The organism is Flavitalea flava (genome assembly GCF_054461575.1).
Genome location: NZ_JBTLQH010000012.1, coordinates 1 through 18,256, shown reverse-complemented (window position 1 = coordinate 18,256; position 18,256 = coordinate 1). Strand labels below are relative to the sequence as shown.

Genomic DNA, 18,256 nt, shown 5'->3' with positions numbered 1-18,256 from the left:
ATCAAGATAGAAGTGGTGGGGGCGTCTTCATTCGCATAATTTTAAACATGCAAGCTGAACGTCTGATATTGGGTACTGCAGGATTGGGAGGAGCTTGGGGAAAGGTGGATCCGGAAGAGTCTTTTGGAACGATCCTGTATGCGCTGGAGTATGGTATCGGTGCGATTGATACGGCACCGGCCTATGGAGATGCGGAAGTACTGGTTGGAGAGGCCTTGCGTCACTGGAATGGCCGCAGGCCCCAGGTCAGCTCGAAGGTAGGGCGGCTTCAGGCCTATGCGGCAGATAACGGGCGTTATAATTTTACCGACGATGGAATGCGCCGGAGCGCGGAGTCCAGCCTGAAGGTGTTGGGGGGAGCGGGGCTTGATATTTTATTTTTGCATGACCCGGAGGCTGCGCCCTGGAAAGAGGCCGACCGTATTGTCGGGACGATGATTCGATTACGGGAGGAAGGATATGCGCGAAGGATCGGTCTGGGAGGCAATGCCCCCGGCTGGATGCATCGGTATGCAGGGCAGGGCATATTCGACGTCTATATGGAGTTCAACCGGTTAAATGCTTGTAATGTTACTGCTTTAGCCGATACCCTTCCATTTTGTAAATCTTTTGACATACCCTATTTCGCAGCCAGCCCCCTGAACATGGGACTGCTGGGAAGAAATTTTTCTGCCTTCTCCATGAACAGACCGGCTTGGCTGGATTCTCTGCCGGTTATGGTCGCGCGTGAACTGGATAGTATTGCTGACAGGTATAGTCTGGACTTGTCGGAACTGGCGCATAGATTCCTATTATCCTTACCGGGTGATTTCCATATCGTGCTTGGCGCTTCGAACAGACTGGAACTACATTCCAGCATTGGTTCCCTTGAAAAAGGACCTTTACCGAAGGAAATGCTAAAGGAGATTATGCAATATAGTATTGCTAATATGAAACAGTTAGGTTGATCGACTATATTACGAGGCATTTGCGTCGCAGGCCACCCGGGAATAGGTTACCGGTATTGCTTGAGAAAATCACGGGGTGAAACGCCTTGAACTTCTTTGAAGTGTTTGTTGAAATTAGACAGGTTATTATATCCGCTCTCATAACAAGCTTCGGCAACATTGTGCTGGCCCTCCAGCAAGAGTCGTGATGCATGACCGATACGGACATCCTTAACGAAATCTATCAAGGTGCGATTGGTGCCGCGTTTAAACAGGCGGCAAAAAGCAGCAGAAGACATGGCCAGCAGACTGGAGACATCCTGAAGACTTATATCCTCTTTGAAATGGGCGAAGATATAATCGAATACCTTATTGAGTTTTTTGATTTCTCCGGAACTTTCGGCCGTATTGAAATATAAGGAAGATAAAACCACCGACTCCGGAGATTGTGCCAGGATATCCAGGAGCTGGAGCATCAATGCGGCCCTGCTTAATCCTGAATCAAAGAGCATTTGCTGCATGACCTGTTTGGCCTGGATGATGGTCGGCCCGGTAAATAATACTCCTTTTGCCGCTTTATCGAACAGGATATTGAGCTGTTTGGCCTCCGGTTTGTTCAGTAATTGCTGGCCAAGAAAGTCGGGAAAAAAATGGATGACGATCGCCTGTGGCTGAACCAAGGGATCGATAGTCTTATAATATTGCCAGCAATGCGGGACATAACTGCCGAGCAATACCAGCTCAGGCCCTTCGAATTCGTGAATATGGTCCCCGATAAAACGTTTACCGCAGCAGTTTTCCAAAAGAGCTATTTCGAAATTTAAATGAGACTTCAATTCAGTATACCTGCGCATCTCCAGGACCTCCGACCTTATGGTGAAGGATTGATCCGGAGGGAACGTAAAGTTTTCATATATATACCGCATACATCTACTCCCTCAAGTTTTGGTTTGCTAAAATTAGTAAAAATGATGATACGAAATGCGATCGGTTGCAATTGAATTTTTGTGCAGCTCCATATTGAATAAGATTTATCCTCCGTTGAATCCCGGTTACTAAAAATTGAAATAAAGGGGGTTTTGTATACTCCATCATTTTTTACGCTTAAATTGTCTGCCTAAACGAATATTATGCGTCTTGGCAAAATAGGTGGCATCCTGCTTTTTATCCTGTTATCTCTTTTTCAGGCCCGGGGGCAACAAGGAAACAATTCGGCATTAAAAAGTAAATTAAAATACCTCCTGGAGCAAAACGATTTTTTCAGATTGCAAACCATCTTTAATCGGGAAGGGAACAAATTGACGGAGAAGGACCGGCTTTATTTTCAGGCATTTATTGACAATGCCTTTAACAGATGTGAGGCATCTGTCCGGGAGATCGATAGTTATTTAGATTCCTATGGAAAGGATACGCACGATACTATTAAAGTGTCTTTATTGTCCTGCCGGATGGACGATTATTCCAAGATCTATGATTACAAGCTTGCCGGCGAAACAGGTGAAAAATTGATAACTGAGTATGAAAAGGCTATGCCTGCCGATCAGTTGGCCACCTTCAAAAACAGTACCCAACTCTGGAAATTCCTTTCTTCCATTCCCAGGCAGAGGACCGTTCATAAGACCAGCCGAATCTCCTGGAAAAGAGATAAAGTGGGGTTGGTCAATATCCCGGTCATGGTAAATGACCAAACCGATTCTTTTGTGTTTGATACGGGAGCCAATATTTCGACTATTAGCCAGAGCTATGCCGATAAACTTCATCTTCAGATCATTCCTGGTGTGATCGATCTGGGCAGTGGTACTTCCATTGTAAACAAAGCTTCGATGGCTCTGGCAAAAAAGATCGTTATTGGAAATATCGAAGTGTATAATGTGGTCTTTATGGTATTACCGGATGATCAGCTAAGTTTCCCATCGCTTCAATATTCCATCCATGCGATTCTCGGATTCCCCGTCATCAGTCAAATGGGTGAAATCCATTTACTGCAAACAGGCACGATGGTTTTTCCAGAGACGCCTACCGCCAAAAACAATAATAACCTGGCCCTTTTTGGATTATTTCCGGTCATCTCGCTGAGAACGGACCAAGACACCCTTGCTTACCTTTTTGATACAGGCGGGCAAACTTCGCAGTTATCAAAAAAATATTTTGATAAATATCGGACGGAGGTTAGCCGGAATGGGAAGGAAGATAGTATTTCCTTGGGGAGCGCCGGAGGTTCCGTTAAGATTAAAGCATTTAAATTACCCGAGGTTAGTTTTTATACCGGCGATAAAAAAGTAGTTTTACAGAATCTGAATGTGCTGACCGCCGGTATTGGCGAGGTCGATCTCTTCTATGGCAGTATCGGGCAGGATTTTATCAGTAAATTCGATGAGTTGGTTATTAGTTTTTCACCTATCTATATTGATTTCAGGTAGCCTTTAATGTAAAGATGCTTATTATTACAGACCATTGCAGACCCTAACTATTTAACCTAAGGCATTTATTCATGCGATATATTTTCTGTCTTTTATGGATTTTCCTCTCAGCTACACTATGCGGAGCCCAGCGTATTACCTTTAATAAAGGTAATACGGTCAGCAAAAATTACTATGCAGAAATTCCCTATGAGTTTATGAATGGTTACCTGTATGTCACCGCTGAAATTAACGGCGTAAAACGAAGGTTCCTTTTTGACACCGGCGCCCCGGTACAGATCACATCTGAACTATTTAAGGAGTTGCAACCTGATGTTGTTAATACTATAGAAGTAAATGATGTTTCCGGAAATAAAGAGCATCTGGATATGGTTACCCTAAAAGAAATTAAATTACAAGGGCTATCTTTTACCGGAATACCGGCCTTGGTAGCAAATTCTGAAATTTATGCATGTATGCATATAGAAGGAATTATCGGGAGCAACCTGCTTCGTAATTCAATAGTCCGGATAGAACCCGGGAGACATGTTATTATTCTAACGGATGACGAAACCAAACTTCCCCTGAATAAAAAAAATGCGGTGCCCCTTGTTATCGGCGAGCCCCAAAGTTATCCCTATTTTATGATGGGGATTACCCCTAAAAAGAGCCAGTTGATTGGCTTTGATTCGGGTTCTCCCTATTTCCTGGTGATGGCAGAAAGCCATGCAAAGCCGTTTGTAAAAGATAATACATTTGAGAAGGTCTCATCCGGATACGGAACCAGCAGCCGGGGGCTCCTGGGGTTACAAAAAAAGGATAGCTTGTATCGCCTTAAATTGCCATCAATCACCATAGCCGGATCTGTATTTACTAATTTAATTACCGAAACCAATAAATCTAACAAAACCAGGTTGGGTACAAAAATATTGGATCACGGAATAGTGACTATCGACTTTATAAACCATTTTTTTTATTTTGAACCGACAACTGAAAATAATGACCTGGGTGAAAAATTATGGCCATTAAAACCTATTGTAAGTGATAATAAGCTTATAATAGGCGTGGTGTGGGAAAAGTTGAAAGGCCAGGTTAACGCAGAAGATCAAATCCTGGCCATGGATGATGTAACCAGTGAAAATATGGATTTATGTGAATGGCTTAACACCAGATTGGAACAAATGATGAACAAACAAACTACCATTCTCACCATTAAAGATAAAAATGGTAGTATCAGAAAAGTAGAGATCGTTAAAGATTGAAAAAGGAGGAAATGGTGACCAATCCCTTACAACAGTTTTTAAAACAGTATGCTGCACTAACGGATGAGGAAGTCCTTGATGTTTTGGCTTCCTTTACACCGATGACGACAAAACGGGGGCAATTCCTCGAGTCAGAAGGTAAAATTTGTAAACATTTGTATTTCATCAATCAAGGATGTCTCCGGATGTATGAGATTGACCAACACGGGAACGATATAACCGGGTATTTTGCGCTGGAGGACTGTCTGATGACCGCTTTTACCAGTTTTATCACCCAAAAACCTTCGAGAGATTTCTTGATATCCTATGAACCGGCTGAGCTGGAAGTAATCGATCGGAAATCTTTTTTTACATTAACGGAGAAATATGCGGGTTTAAAAATGGCCTATAATCGTCTGATTGAGTTTGCCCTGATCCATTCCCAGATGCGTATATATAGTTTCCTGGGTATGGAAGGCATTGATAAATTAAAATGGGTGATAGAACATGAACCCAAACTTTTGACAAGAATATCCAGTAAAGCCGTTGCCTCCTATCTGGGTATGACCAATTCTACCCTGAGCAAATTAAAAGCTAAATTGTAAAAACCTTGTCATAAGACAACATTTAGGATTTTTCTCCATTATACTTTTGACTCATTGGATAACAATTAAAAAACTAAACAATGAGCAAACCAATTGGAAAAGTCTTCCTGTACGGAGAGTTTCAGCTATCTGTCCCTTCTTTTACCAAAGAAATTTGGGTCCCTGTAAATGAGCAACTAAAAGGTGTCAAAGGTCTTGTAAATAAGACCTGGTTGTTAGGTATAGGTGCGACCACCGCTGGCGGTTTTTATGAATTCGATTCGGTTGAAAATGCAAGGGCTTTTGCCACCGGCCTTTATGCAGAACAGGCAAAGTCCATGAATGCCAGCTTAACCGTAAAGATCTTCGATGGAGATGTAAGTGAAGAGGGGAGCCGCGGGATGAGATCACCTTTTTATGATTAAGCGGCAATTCGGGAGGGTACCGAAATTAATAAAGGTACCCTCCCGAATATAACAGGGCTGGAAAAACTACGATCTGTATACGTCATTTTGTGTTACACATTCCTCTTTTTGAGTTATCACCCAGACATTGGGTTAGTCTACTTTTGTGTTATTAAAATGCATCGATAAAAATATCACAAAAAGTAAAAGCTGGTTATATTTTCAGCAACAATAAAGATACAATTAAATATGTATTAAATTCATTATCTTTTGGAGGTGGCGCGGTAAACCAGGTAAATATTCAAAAATGGTTTTCAATCGTTAACGCATGCCAGGTCTGTTCTTCATGCGCCTGCTGACCAGGCTATTGAACACCTGTTTCCGCCTTACACTATGGAAAAGATAAAAGATTTAAGCAAATGGGCTGAATACTAACCTATCATTTATTTTAAATTAAACCCCCATGATACATTTTAAATCAGTCAGTGAACTGGCGCTCGCCAATGGTATGGCACTGCCGGAGCATCCAATGCTGGGCCTGGTACGAATTAATGCCTCTACAAGCATGAATAATACAGCAGCTTATACAGGCGATTTTTATATGATTGGATTTAAAAAAGTAAAGGCAGGTTATATACTGTATGGCAGAACAAGGTTTGATCATGAGACCGGTTCAATGATCTTTATGAAACCCCGGCAGGTAATTGAAATGCGGAACCTACAATTTGAAGAAGATGGCTACATTTTAGTATTTCATGAAGATTTTCTAAATGGACATTTATTGCATGAAGACATTCAGCGATATTCTTTTTTTGAGTACGAAACCAATGAAGCGCTTCACCTGGCGCCAAAAGAAGAAAAGATTGTCTGGAATATTTTTCACACCATAGAGCAGGAATACAATAACAGCGAAGATGAATTTAGCAGGGAAATTATTCTTGCCGCAATCAACTTCATGCTTAAATATGCAGAACGATTTTATAAAAGACAATTCATCAACCGAAAACAACTTTCAGGGAAAACCGTTACGGAATTTAGTAAAACCTTACAGGAATATTTTAATGACGGCCATCTTATTAATAATCGGTTGCCAACTGTTAGCGATATAGCAGGCAAATTGAATATTTCTCAACGCTACCTCACCGACCTGTTAAAAATAGAGACCGGTAAAACTGCTTTGGAACTTATTCATATTATGCTGATCAACGAGGCAAAAAACCGGCTGAGAAAAAATGATAAAACAATCTCTCAGGTGGCATACGACCTCGGCTTTGAGAACATGTCTTACTTCTCCCGGCTGTTTAAAAAAGAGGCAGGTATGTTACCGTCCGCTTTTAAAAATAAATTCCTAAACTAACAACCATGAAAAAAGTATTGATCACCGGTGCAAGTGGTGGCATTGGGTTAGAAGTCGCACGCCTTATGGCAACAAAAAATTATCAGCTCACGCTCGTTGCAAGAAGTGCAGATAAATTGAAAAAAGCAGTTGCAGAACTGCCTGGCAGTAACCATTCCTTTTTTGTAGCAGACTTAACGGACACAACCGATTTGGATAAATTAGTATCCCATCTTTCTGCCAATAAATATGATATACTCATTAACAACGCAGGCGCCGGTTTGTACGGGCAATTCATAAACATGCCTCTGAAAGACCAATTAGACACCATGCACCTTAATATGGATGCAATCGTGGTGTTGTCGTATGCCTTTTTACAGCAGGCGAAATCAGGAGACAGTCTTGTGAATATAGCTTCACTCCTGGGCCATTCCTCTTTCCCCGGTGCATCGGTGTATGCAGCTACTAAAAGTTTTGTAGCAGGTTTTTCTGAGTCCCTTTGGTATGAGTTTAAAAAGAAAGGGATTTACGTTATGGGTTTCAATCCTGGTGCTGCCAAATCCGACTTTCATGTGCATGCTGGCAAGGAGGCAAGTGAGTATCCAGCCTTTGTACTTTCTACCGTTGAAGATGTTGCCAAAGAACTGATAGCAGCGCTTGAGAAAAGGCAGAAGGCAAGAGTGATGCAGGGTTGGAAGAACCGTATGATGCTGTTTGCTTTTAAATTCCTAAGCAGAAAAACAGCCATTAACATCATGGGGCAATTAAGCCCGGGAATGAAATGATTCCCCTATAAACCGAAATCATATAAAAGAGGCTATCTCGACTTGAGACAGCCTCTTTTATTTAGTAGGCGTTGTTGATCGGGTAGGAGAAGCTTTCAATTTCAATATTATCAAATATTTATTTTTTCATTTATGCTGTAATTGATAATCGGTATTTACATACATTCGCCGCATTTTAGAATAATTTATACCGTATTATTATTTGACATATATTTATATCAACTTGAATAAATCTAACTAAGTTGCTTAGCATAAAAGAATTAAAGGAAGGAGATGAACTTTACTTCAGAAAAGTATTTGATCAATACAATCAAAAACTTTATTTCTTCATCCTATACAAAACAAAATCAGAATATATAACAGAGGAAGTAGTACAGATGGCATTTACTAAATTTTGGCAATGCCGCCAAACCCTGAAGGAAGAGTACACTATTTCCACACAGTTGTTCAGGATGGCCACTACCATACTTATTGATTTTTTGCGAAAGTATAATACTAAAGATGCAGTAACTGCTCGTTTGGATGCAGTAAAATATGAAAAAGGAATTGACAGTACCAATGAAAAAATGAACGAGGCCGAATTGCAAAAGAGAATTTTGGAAGCCGTTAAAGATTTACCTCCGGTAAGAAAGCAGGTATTTGAGATGAGCCGCGAACAAGGTATGACCTATAGGGAAATTGCGGAAACCTTGTGTGTTTCTTCCAAAACAGTAGAAGCGCATATTTACAAGGCGCTGAAGCAGATTAAGAAGCATATCATGGTAATCGATTAACCTATTTTTTTACAACGAATAAGGGATAGAGTTAAAAAAAACGTACAATTACAAATAGAACATAATTTGATAACAGAGGAAATCATAATAAGCTTCTTTGAAGGCAAATGCGACGCCCGGGATGCTGCTATGGTACACGCATGGCTCAGTGAAAACCCGGCTAAATTGAAGGAATACATAGGAGTGGAAGAATGGGATGACTTTCAGCCCGCTCATGACTTATCACCCGATAAATCCGGTAAATTATGGAATAGCATTTATAAAAATATAGGTTCCCCTGAAGTTCGTTATTCAACCTTCAAATGGATGGCAGTCGCGGCATCCGTTTTATTGGTAGTAGGCCTGTCCTGGCATTTTATGTTAAAACATCAAAAGACAGGTATAATCAGTGAGGCAACTGTTGCACGCACAAAGCATATTTTTAATAATACTCTTCAAAAAATGGCGCTTACGCTAAGCGATGGTTCCAAAGTAGAACTGTTGCCTAACAGTACCTTATCATATGGCGAAAACTTTAACTCGTTAAAAAGAGAGGTAATCTTAAATGGCGAAGCAAATTTTGACATAGCTAAAGATGTCACCAAGCCCTTTTCCGTATATACCAATGCTGTTTTAGTCACTGTTTTAGGCACTCGTTTCACCGTAAATTCTTTTGAATCGAATAATGCCGCAAAAGTAATATTGCATGAAGGAAAGGTGATAGTAAAAATCTCCAATTCCTCTTCCCGGGACAATAAAAATGATTATTATCTTAACCCCGGAGATATTTTTATATGTAAAAAGGTAAATAAACAATCCCGTATCAACACGGCAGAGCATGTTGCAACCCCGGAGAATACCCAGGAGAATACACCGGAGAATAGGAATGGTTCAAACGATTCAATAACTGCCCGTATTTTACATCTTGAAAAGGATAAAGATGATGATTATGTATTCGACAACTTCCCTCTCGATGTAGTATTTGACCAATTGCAGATTATTTACAATACAAAAATCATATATAATAAAGCAGAACTGGGTAACCGGTCGTTTATTGGAAAAATAGATAAAAAAGATTCGCTTTACCATATACTCAAAAGCATTGCCCTTCTCAATAAATTCGATTTACATCAACAAGGTGAAAGCTTCATAATAAGCAATTAATTTATAAACCACCAGGATATCCTTGTGGCCGTATGGATCCCCCGGATAACCTGGAAGTCAGTTAGCTACAAATATTTTTTTTCTTAATTTTATCCCCTTTTAAGGGCAAACCCTTATTAAGTTAATATTAACAGTAAGGGGATGGTTCATGTAATGCGTATAATAAAGAGCCAAAATCTTTATAACGAAGCATAAGTTTATTTTTTATGATCAGATCAATTACCAAAATCAGACAGGTTCTGTATATCGTATTAATGGCAATCTGCTGTCATATTCAGTTGATTGCCAATGCGCAAAATATAAATGAAATAAAGGGCCAGGTAAATGACGAGAACGGGCAACCGGTTACCTACGCCTCTGTTTTTGCAAGAAACCAAACTACGGGCGTTAGCACAACTACACAAACAGATTCCCTGGGTATTTTTACTTATCACAATTTGCCAGCAGGAGGCCTTTATTCATTTGTTGTCTCACATATCGGTTTTCAAACGCAAACCCTATCCGGATATAACATAAAGACCGATGCCAACATATCTTTATTGATCAAATTAAAAGCGGTGGAGAATGGTTTAAATGAAGTTATTGTCACCGGCCGTGCCGGCGCTTTAAATCGTACCAAATTGCATACTAGCTATTCAGTTACCACTATTGGTTATAATGCGCTTAGCCTGCAGGCGCCTACCAGTGTCACCGAGTCTTTAAAATCGGTACCGGGCTTCTGGGTAGAAGCATCAGGCGGTGAGGCGAGCGGTAATGTAAGAGCAAGAGGCGTACCTGTGGATGGCTTCGGATCCATTCAGCTGCTGGAAGACGGTGTACCGGTACAACATGACCCGGGCTTAGGCTACCTCAATGGAGACCAGGCATTTCGTTTCGATGAGACCATTCAATCTATCGAAGTAGTTCGTGGGGGTCCATCATCCGTTTTTTATTCAAATGCCCCGGCAGGAGCAGTAAACTATATTCCCCGTGCCGTTGGTGATAAAACAGAAGGTATTTTTAAAGTATCCCTGGGAAGCGATAATCTTAACAGAGAAGATTTTTGGATTGGAGCTCCTATCGGTGATGGCTGGAAATTGGCTGCCGGAGGGTTTTTCCGTACAGGGGCAGGGGCGCGTAACCCAGGTTACAACGGCAATCATGGTGGGCAATTTAGAGCTTCGCTTGGTAAGAGCTGGGATAAATCATCCATAAGCATAGACTATAAGCAATTAAAAGACAATGTAATGTTTATTACAAGTCTACCAATGACCTACAATAGCAAAGGGAAAATAGTAGGGGTGTCTGGCTTTGATGGCAATTACGGATCAATTGCCGGTGCCGAAACGGAAAGAATGAACATGGTACAAGGGGACAGCAGTTTGTACCATTATGATAATACCGTTGGAACGGCCGTAAACAGAAGCCAGATAACCGTTAAATTTCAGACTGAACTTGCCAATAACTGGATCCTGAAGAATTCACTTCGTTACGATAATACCAAAACCCAACGTAATGGGGTATTTGCGCTTAATGTATTAACGGCCGATTCATTTTACAGAGCCCAATCAGCGCTGTTGTCACAAGCTCCGGGCGCACAAAAATTAGGGTTCCAATATGCAACTACAGGCACACCATTTAACTCTGCCAGTCAAAACGGTAATGGCCTTGTTATTCAAGGCGGGTTAAGAGGCATTACCATGCCTGTTACAGAAATTACCAATGACCTTCATCTTTCGCATGTTTTTTTGACGGGTTCTTCCAAACACGATTTTAACCTTGGCTACTACTACAGTCACTTTGATGAGACCTTCAGCAGATATTCTTCAAAGGTATATCTGGATGTCCAAAACAATTCAAGATTGTTGAATATCGTAGGCTTGGATGGCAGTGGAAATGTAGTGCATAATTTTTCCGATAATGGAGTATCCCAATATGGGTATGAGTGGGCGGATGCCCGTGGTGAACAGACAACCAATGCGCTTTATGTTAGTGATGAATGGCAGGTAACACATGCCTTACGTATTGATGGCGGATTGCGCTGGGAAAATGCCTCAACGAATGGAGTGGTAGAACAATCGAAAACGGTGAACTTAGGAACTTATGCGACATCCCAAATAACAACCGGAAACGGAATATTCCAGGGCTATGACCACCATTTTGACTATACTACCTGGACATTGGGAGCAGATTATCAAATTTCAAACAATATGGGCCTCTTCTGCAGATTTACTTCTGCGGCACGCATTCCGGGATTTAGCACTTACTATACCAATGTAAAAGCGGTACCTGTTACCCAAACGATGGACCTCGGAGAGGTTGGATTCAAATATGCCCGCAAACTTTTCTCTGTGTATGGCACGGGATTCTGGACAAAGTATCATAACGTCGGCTTTACAAATACAGTAAGTACCCTGAACGGTTTTACACAAGTAAATGCGTATGCAAATACAGAGACCTTTGGTCTTGAATTGGAGGGCAGCCTATATCCGGCAAAATGGTTTGATATTTCAGCGACAGCGACATTGCAGCATGGAGAATATCAGGGACTTGTTGCAGAGGCTGTTACCGGAGGAGTTCTAACGGAAAAATATAATTACAATGGTAATAAGCTTATCAGAGTACCGCAGGTCTCCATTAGAGCTGTTCCGGGATTCAATTTTTTTAGCGACCGCCTTCGTATACAATCTGCTATAGAATTCGAAGGCAAACGGTATACGGATGTTGCCAATTCTCAGATACTCCCAAGCTATACGAAATTTGATATAGATGCCCAGGTAAAAGTTACCAATGAAATATCAATTTTTGGAGTTATTGATAACCTTACCAATTCTTTAGGCCTTACAGAAGGTAATCCACGCCAAGGTGAGATCCAAAGTGCTGCAGCAGGTCAATACATATTTTTAGCGCGTCCATTACTCGGAAGAAGTTTTAAAGTTTCTTTAAGATATAAGTTTTAATCTTGAAAAATTGCTATGAGAAGAAAGGGTATAACTTGTTTTTTATTAGTAGTGGCTTCGATTTTAATGGACAATGCGTATGCCCAGGATGCAAATGCTCAAGATGCCCATGGACAAGACACGCAAAAGGCAATTACGGATAAAATACCGTACAAGGTCCTGAAAGGGAATGTTGAAAGAAAAGATTACCACTCTTATATAGAAAGGCCTTTTGTTTTACCCGTTGGGGTCAACCGTCTTAAGATAGAATTCTCCTATAACGGAAAAGACCAGCACACTACCATAGATATCGGGCTTATGGATCCGGAACGGTTCCGGGGATGGAGCGGCGGAGCAAGGAATGCTTTTACCATCAGCACCGAAGAAGCGACACCGGGATATTTACCGGGGTCCCTTCCGGGGGGGGAATGGAAGCTTTTACTGGGAATACCCAACATTCGTGAAGGAGTGGTGTCATCCTATGAAGCACGTATATACATAGAAACCAAAATCGGAATCACGGAATTTTCCGATAAGCCCATTTGCACCGAAACGGGATGGTACAGGGGAGATCTTCATATGCATAGCGGAAATAGCGATGGTAAATGTACCTCGCAGTCGGGGAAAGAAGTTCCTTGCCCTGTTTACAAAATTGCGGAAACTGCGACTGAAAAAGGCTTGGATTTCATTGCAGTAACAGATCACAATACGACAGCACAGGCTGATGCGCTACGCGAATTGCAGCAGGCATTTGATAAAATCCTGCTTGTACCCGGGCAGGAAATCACTACTTTTTACGGACATGCAAATATATTCGGGCTAACGGATTTTATTGATTTTAGAATGACAAACCCATCCTATGCAGCGGCAAAAAATTGGATGAGTGCCGTAAACAATAGTGGAGGAATAATATCCATTAATCATCCGGGTATTCCATCGGGAGAGAATTGTATGGGGTGTGGCTGGCAAATAGAGAATATTCCGGATAAAGTAATAACCGCAGTGGAAGTGTTAAATGGCGCCAGCATGAAATATAGTATCGATGGCTCGATAGAAGGCTGGGATCAATGGCATAAAATGCTGAATAGCGGGCAACATGTAACAGCCATAGGAGGGAGTGATGACCACCATGCTGCAACCATTGGAACTCCGACTACTGTAATTTATATGAAAGAATTGTCGGTGTCGGGTTTAATTAATGGGATCAGGAGCGGAAGGGTATTTATAGATATTGAAGGAAATAAAAACCATTTTCTCGATCTGTCTGCTACTAATAGAAAAAAAAGGGAAGAGTATATGGGAGGGACATTAAAGGTTGAGCCTTCAGATACAATTAATTTAACGGCCTATGTCAATGGTGTTTCCGGAGGAAAAATTGAATTTATTATCGATGGAAAATTAAACTCAACATTGAATCGGGAAATATTGTCGAACAACGAAAAAATTCAGGTAAAATGGGGAACGGAAGATAATAGGCACTCGATTTATATAAAGGTTCGGGAAAAAGATGACAACCTTGCTCTTGTCGGTAATCCTATATATATTGAAAAATAGATTTTGCAGTGTGTCCCGGTTGTATAATTTTCGACCTTAATCATCCTCACTTTATACTTTCTTTCTTTATCAATCGTCACTAGGAAAGATATTCAAAGCCGGGATATAATCATTTTTTAGTATTTTTATCTTCTCAATGGTTATAAGCTCGTATTCATCTCTTTCCGATACACGGTTGGCTGAACTGCTAAAAACAGATGGAGAACCTGTCTTTCGAGTGCTCTACGAGCGGTATTGGGATAAAATTTATATTATAGCCCGTCATCGCCTGCAGGACCGGACGGAGGCCGAGGAAGTGGTCCAGGACATCTTCCTCCGGTTATGGCGCCGTCGCTTCAAATTGCAGCTTACCAAAGGGTTTGATAATTATTTCATGGCTGCGGCGAAATTCGAAGTGATCAACCGCATTGCGAGAAAAGCCCGGGCTTCCGCATTTGAAAAGGATATGGCGCTGGCACTTTCCACCGTAGATGAAACTACCATACAGGAATTGGATTATAATGAGTTGAATGAACGATTTCAACTTACCATCAATGCCTTACCGCAAAAATGCAGGATCGTATTCCGCCTTCAGCATGATCAGGGCTACTCCCAACAAGAGATCGCCAATGAATTAGGCATCGCCACCAAAACCGTGGAAGCGCATCTGGCGCGGGCCCGTAAAATCTTACGGGACCAGTTCGGCCATTTACTGGGTCTCCTTGCATAAAAAAAATCAAAAAAAAATTCCCAGCACTAAGGGATTCTTCAGTTTCATTTGGCTTATTATATAAAACCAGCCAATGCCCGAAGATAATCTTAACAACCGGATCGCGTTGCTTGCCCAAAAATGGCGGATGAATCAACTGTCTCCAGAAGAGAAAACAGAGCTGGAGCAATGGTATGCCGGTTTTGATGATTCCCTGCTGGAGGATGATTCTGACGGTTCGGTGGATGAGCTCCGACAGCGGCTGTATCTGTCGATCTTGCAAAAGGCCGACATAGAGCCTCTCTACAATGCAATGAACGCGCCATCCGGATTAAAGGAAATTCCCGACCGGCATCGGATCGGCCGTCGCTGGAAAATAGGGTATGCTGCCGCCTCCATACTCCTGGTCATATCAGTTGCTGCCTGGTTGCGAGTGCATCAACATAGTAATGAGCGGATAGCCCGGTCGGTCGAACAGGATATTTCTCCCGGGAGTAACAGAGCCATCCTTACGCTGGCCGGCGGACAGCAGATCGTCCTTGCCGACGTGCAAAGAGGCAAGGTTGCTGAGCAGGAGGGGGCTGCCATCGAAAAGACATCAGACGGGGCGATCCGATATAATGCAGTCGGTACTTCCGGTGGAATCCGGTACAACACAATATCCACTCCCCGCGGCGGGCAATATGCAGTGATGCTGGCCGATGGCACCAAGGTGATCCTGAATGCTGCCTCTGTACTCCGTTATCCGGCTGCCTTTGTCGGAGGCTACCGCAAAGTGGAACTCAGCGGCGAGGCCTGGTTCGAGGTGGCCCGGGATAAGGAACTTCCCTTTATCGTGATGGCTGGCGGGCAACAGGTCGACGTGTTGGGAACTTCATTCAATCTGAATGCCTATGAGGATGAGCCCGGCATCACAACAACGCTGTTGACCGGGAGTGTCCGGATCTCCGATAGCATCACCCGCCGGTCCGGTCTGTTACGACCAGGGCAGCAATCTATTCTTAATAACCATAACCTATCCTTTATGGATGCCGATATGAAAGAGGCCACTGCCTGGAAAGACGGCTATTTCGTATTTCAAAGTGAGGACATATCTTCCATCATGCGGAAAATAGCCAGATGGTATGATGTCAATGTCTTCTTCACCGGCCCTAAACCAACTGATTTGTTCAATGCCTCGATCCAACGGTATGTGAATGTTTCCCAGGTCCTGCGGAAACTGGCATTTACCAATAAAGTGCACTTTACTGTTGAGGGGAGGAAGATCGAGGTCAGCCGATAAAGCCAATACCTGTCCAACTTAATGAACCGGGTAAAAAAAACCAGTTGTGATTGCAACACAACTGGCTGACTTGCCTGGCTCAGGCCGATAAATATTGCGATTCGATCAACTTGTAAACCAGACTAACAAATGTACAAAACTTATGGGAAGAACAACCATAGGCATTATGCACCTATGGGTAAATTACTGCTAGTTATGAGATTAACTTTTCTTGTAGTCCTGGGGGCGGCGATGCATGTCAGCGCTTCCGGAATTGCACAAAAAATTACGCTGCATGAGAGAAATGCATCTCTTCGTAATGTGCTGACGGAGCTCCAGCGGCAGAGTCACTATGACTTCATTTACACGAATGAGCAACTGGCGCTTTCAAAAGCCGTCAATCTGAATGTACAGTCCGCAGACCTGCAGGATGTACTGAATCAGTTGTTCAGTGATCAGCCCCTGACCTACATGATCGATGATAATTCGATCATTATCCGGGACAAGCCGGTCGGCAAAGCGCCCCCAATCAATGCTAAACCGCCGGAAGGCCCGCCGGGCAGCAAGGTAATAGGAATAGTGCTGGACGAGAAAGGCAATCCCATCGCCGGCGCCAGTGTGCAGGCTAAACATAGCAATGCTGGTTCGTCAACGGATAAGAACGGATATTTCATGTTGAAAGAGGTATCAGAGAAGGACACACTGATCGTCAGCTTCATCGGTTATCGGACCCGTTCTGTACCGGTCTCTAACAATATTATGCTCACCATTAAAATGGAGGAGGCGACTGACGCCCTCGATGAAGTGATCATTCAGGGATATGGTCATACGACTCAACGTCTGACAACAGCCAATATTGGCCGGGTAACGTCATCGGAGATCGGGAAGCAACCTGTTACCGATCCGCTGCTGGCCATCGAAGGACGGATCGCCGGTGTGGTGGTGACACCGCAGAGCGGCTATGAAGCGGGACCGGTGAAGGTGGAGATCCGGGGAAGGAATTCCCTCAACAGCAGTTTTACTTCCGACCCCCTGTATGTTATCGATGGGGTTCCCCTGACAATATTGGATGTTGCCGGGACGGTCCGTAATGACCTCAGCACTTCCAATATTTCGCGTGGTTTGGACCAGACCGGTCTTTCCATTTCTCTCGGGCAAAGTCCCATGTACAATATCAATCCGGCGGATATTGAATCCATTGATGTATTGAAGGATGCGGATGCTACGGCTATTTATGGCAGCCGGGGCGCTAATGGGGTGATCCTGATCACGACCAAAAAGGGTAAGCCCGGAACGAATGTTTTCGATTTGCAGGTGGCTGAAGGCATCAGTTTCAATACCCGGGCGTGGCCGCTGCTCAAAACCCCGCAATATCTTGAAATGCGCAGGCAGGCATTTCGAAATGACGGTGTTGTTCCCACTGTCCTGAATGCTCCTGACCTTTTCTTATGGGATACTACCCGTTATGTAGACTGGCAGAAGGCCGCTTACGGTGGAGTGGGGCAGAACCTGCATCTTACTTCTTCCGTTTCGGGCGGTACTGCCCAGACCACTTTCCGGGTCGGTGCGGGATACGATCGTGTCACGGATATTACCCGGGTTGCGGGGGCCAACCAACGGGCTACTGTGTCGATCAATATCAATAATACCAGTTCCAATAAGCGATTCCAGACAGCTATTTCAGCTAATTATGCCTATTCAATACTGAACCAGGTGCGCATGGACGGGCAGGCCAGTCTTCCGCCCAATGCACCACCGCCCTATGACAGTTCCGGCAAATTAAATTTCCGGGAGTGGGATCAGGCCGGGGTGCAATTGCCTTTTACAGCCCTCCTGCAGCCATATAACAGCAGAACGAACGCCATCTCGACCAACCTGTCCCTGAGTTATCTTATCCTGAAGAACCTGAAGGCCGCAGTCAGTTTTGGTTATAACAATAATCAGGCTTATCAGTCGCGGTTGACGCCCATCGCCTCACAGGATCCATATTCACTTATAAAGCCTACAGGGATCAACAACTATGGCAATTCCCGCTCCAATAACTGGATCATCGAACCGCAGTTGACCTATTCTACTTTTTCAGGCCGGCACAAGTTCGATTTCCTGGCAGGCGCTACAGCTCAAAGTAACGTGACGGATGGTTTGCTGGTCACCGGTTCGGGTTATACTAGTGTCTAGTCAATATAATATTGTCGGATAAAGTTTTTTTAGTTTTATCCGGGCCTCCTTGGTGGTAAACTGCCA

At 43.0% G+C, this 18,256-nt stretch carries 15 protein-coding genes; 14 read left to right on the top strand and 1 reads right to left on the bottom strand.

The annotated features are described in order from the left end of the window. Positions 1–47 precede the first annotated feature (47 nt). Positions 48–947: an aldo/keto reductase gene (locus ACX0G9_RS13250; protein WP_459065395.1), complete on the top strand. Its 900-nt coding sequence runs from the start codon at positions 48–50 to the stop codon at positions 945–947. A gap of 47 nt (positions 948–994) precedes the next feature. Here ACX0G9_RS13250 and ACX0G9_RS13245 read toward each other — a convergent pair whose 3' ends face one another. Continuing rightward, positions 995–1,852, bottom strand: a complete 858-nt coding sequence (locus tag ACX0G9_RS13245) for a helix-turn-helix domain-containing protein (RefSeq protein ID WP_459065394.1) — start codon at positions 1,850–1,852, stop codon at positions 995–997. Positions 1,853–2,056: 204 nt separating this feature from the next. On the opposite strand from ACX0G9_RS13245, the gene ACX0G9_RS13240 reads away from it, so the two are divergent. From ACX0G9_RS13240 to ACX0G9_RS13180, 13 genes are all read left to right on the top strand, one after another. Next, on the top strand, positions 2,057–3,346 hold the full coding sequence (locus tag ACX0G9_RS13240; RefSeq protein ID WP_459065393.1) for a pepsin/retropepsin-like aspartic protease family protein: 1,290 nt from the start codon (positions 2,057–2,059) through the stop codon (positions 3,344–3,346). Between the two features lie 71 nt (positions 3,347–3,417). After that, a complete protein-coding gene (locus ACX0G9_RS13235) occupies positions 3,418–4,587 on the top strand; it encodes a retropepsin-like aspartic protease (RefSeq protein WP_459065392.1) in 1,170 nt (389 codons plus the stop codon). A gap of 11 nt (positions 4,588–4,598) precedes the next feature. Further along, the gene (locus ACX0G9_RS13230; RefSeq protein WP_459065391.1) at positions 4,599–5,171 is read left to right on the top strand and encodes a Crp/Fnr family transcriptional regulator; all 573 of its coding nucleotides are present in this window, start codon (positions 4,599–4,601) and stop codon (positions 5,169–5,171) included. Positions 5,172–5,251: 80 nt separating this feature from the next. Then, positions 5,252–5,575, top strand: a complete 324-nt coding sequence (locus ACX0G9_RS13225; protein WP_459065390.1) for a YdhR family protein — start codon at positions 5,252–5,254, stop codon at positions 5,573–5,575. Positions 5,576–6,017: 442 nt separating this feature from the next. Continuing rightward, positions 6,018–6,911, top strand: a complete 894-nt coding sequence (locus ACX0G9_RS13220) for a helix-turn-helix domain-containing protein (RefSeq protein WP_459065389.1) — start codon at positions 6,018–6,020, stop codon at positions 6,909–6,911. Between the two features lie 5 nt (positions 6,912–6,916). After that, on the top strand, positions 6,917–7,675 hold the full coding sequence (locus ACX0G9_RS13215) for an SDR family NAD(P)-dependent oxidoreductase (RefSeq protein ID WP_459065388.1): 759 nt from the start codon (positions 6,917–6,919) through the stop codon (positions 7,673–7,675). Between the two features lie 242 nt (positions 7,676–7,917). Then, complete coding sequence (locus tag ACX0G9_RS13210) at positions 7,918–8,448, top strand: RNA polymerase sigma-70 factor (RefSeq protein ID WP_459065387.1); 531 nt, start codon at positions 7,918–7,920, stop codon at positions 8,446–8,448. Positions 8,449–8,514: 66 nt separating this feature from the next. After that, on the top strand, positions 8,515–9,591 hold the full coding sequence (locus tag ACX0G9_RS13205; protein WP_459065386.1) for a FecR family protein: 1,077 nt from the start codon (positions 8,515–8,517) through the stop codon (positions 9,589–9,591). 206 nt (positions 9,592–9,797) lie between these two features. Further along, positions 9,798–12,530 (top strand): TonB-dependent receptor domain-containing protein, encoded by a 2,733-nt coding sequence (locus ACX0G9_RS13200; protein ID WP_459065385.1) that lies wholly within the window; start codon positions 9,798–9,800, stop codon positions 12,528–12,530. 15 nt (positions 12,531–12,545) lie between these two features. Continuing rightward, positions 12,546–14,063 carry a CehA/McbA family metallohydrolase gene (locus ACX0G9_RS13195; protein ID WP_459065384.1) on the top strand — a complete coding sequence of 506 codons (1,518 nt, stop codon included), beginning with the start codon at positions 12,546–12,548 and terminating at the stop codon, positions 14,061–14,063. Positions 14,064–14,199: 136 nt separating this feature from the next. Then, the gene (locus tag ACX0G9_RS13190) at positions 14,200–14,772 is read left to right on the top strand and encodes an RNA polymerase sigma factor (RefSeq protein WP_459065383.1); all 573 of its coding nucleotides are present in this window, start codon (positions 14,200–14,202) and stop codon (positions 14,770–14,772) included. Positions 14,773–14,845: 73 nt separating this feature from the next. Next, positions 14,846–16,033, top strand: a complete 1,188-nt coding sequence (locus ACX0G9_RS13185; RefSeq protein WP_459065382.1) for a FecR family protein — start codon at positions 14,846–14,848, stop codon at positions 16,031–16,033. Between the two features lie 195 nt (positions 16,034–16,228). Then, positions 16,229–18,190, top strand: coding sequence for a SusC/RagA family TonB-linked outer membrane protein (locus ACX0G9_RS13180; protein WP_459065381.1), 1,962 nt, complete (start codon positions 16,229–16,231; stop codon positions 18,188–18,190). Positions 18,191–18,256: the final 66 nt, after the last annotated feature.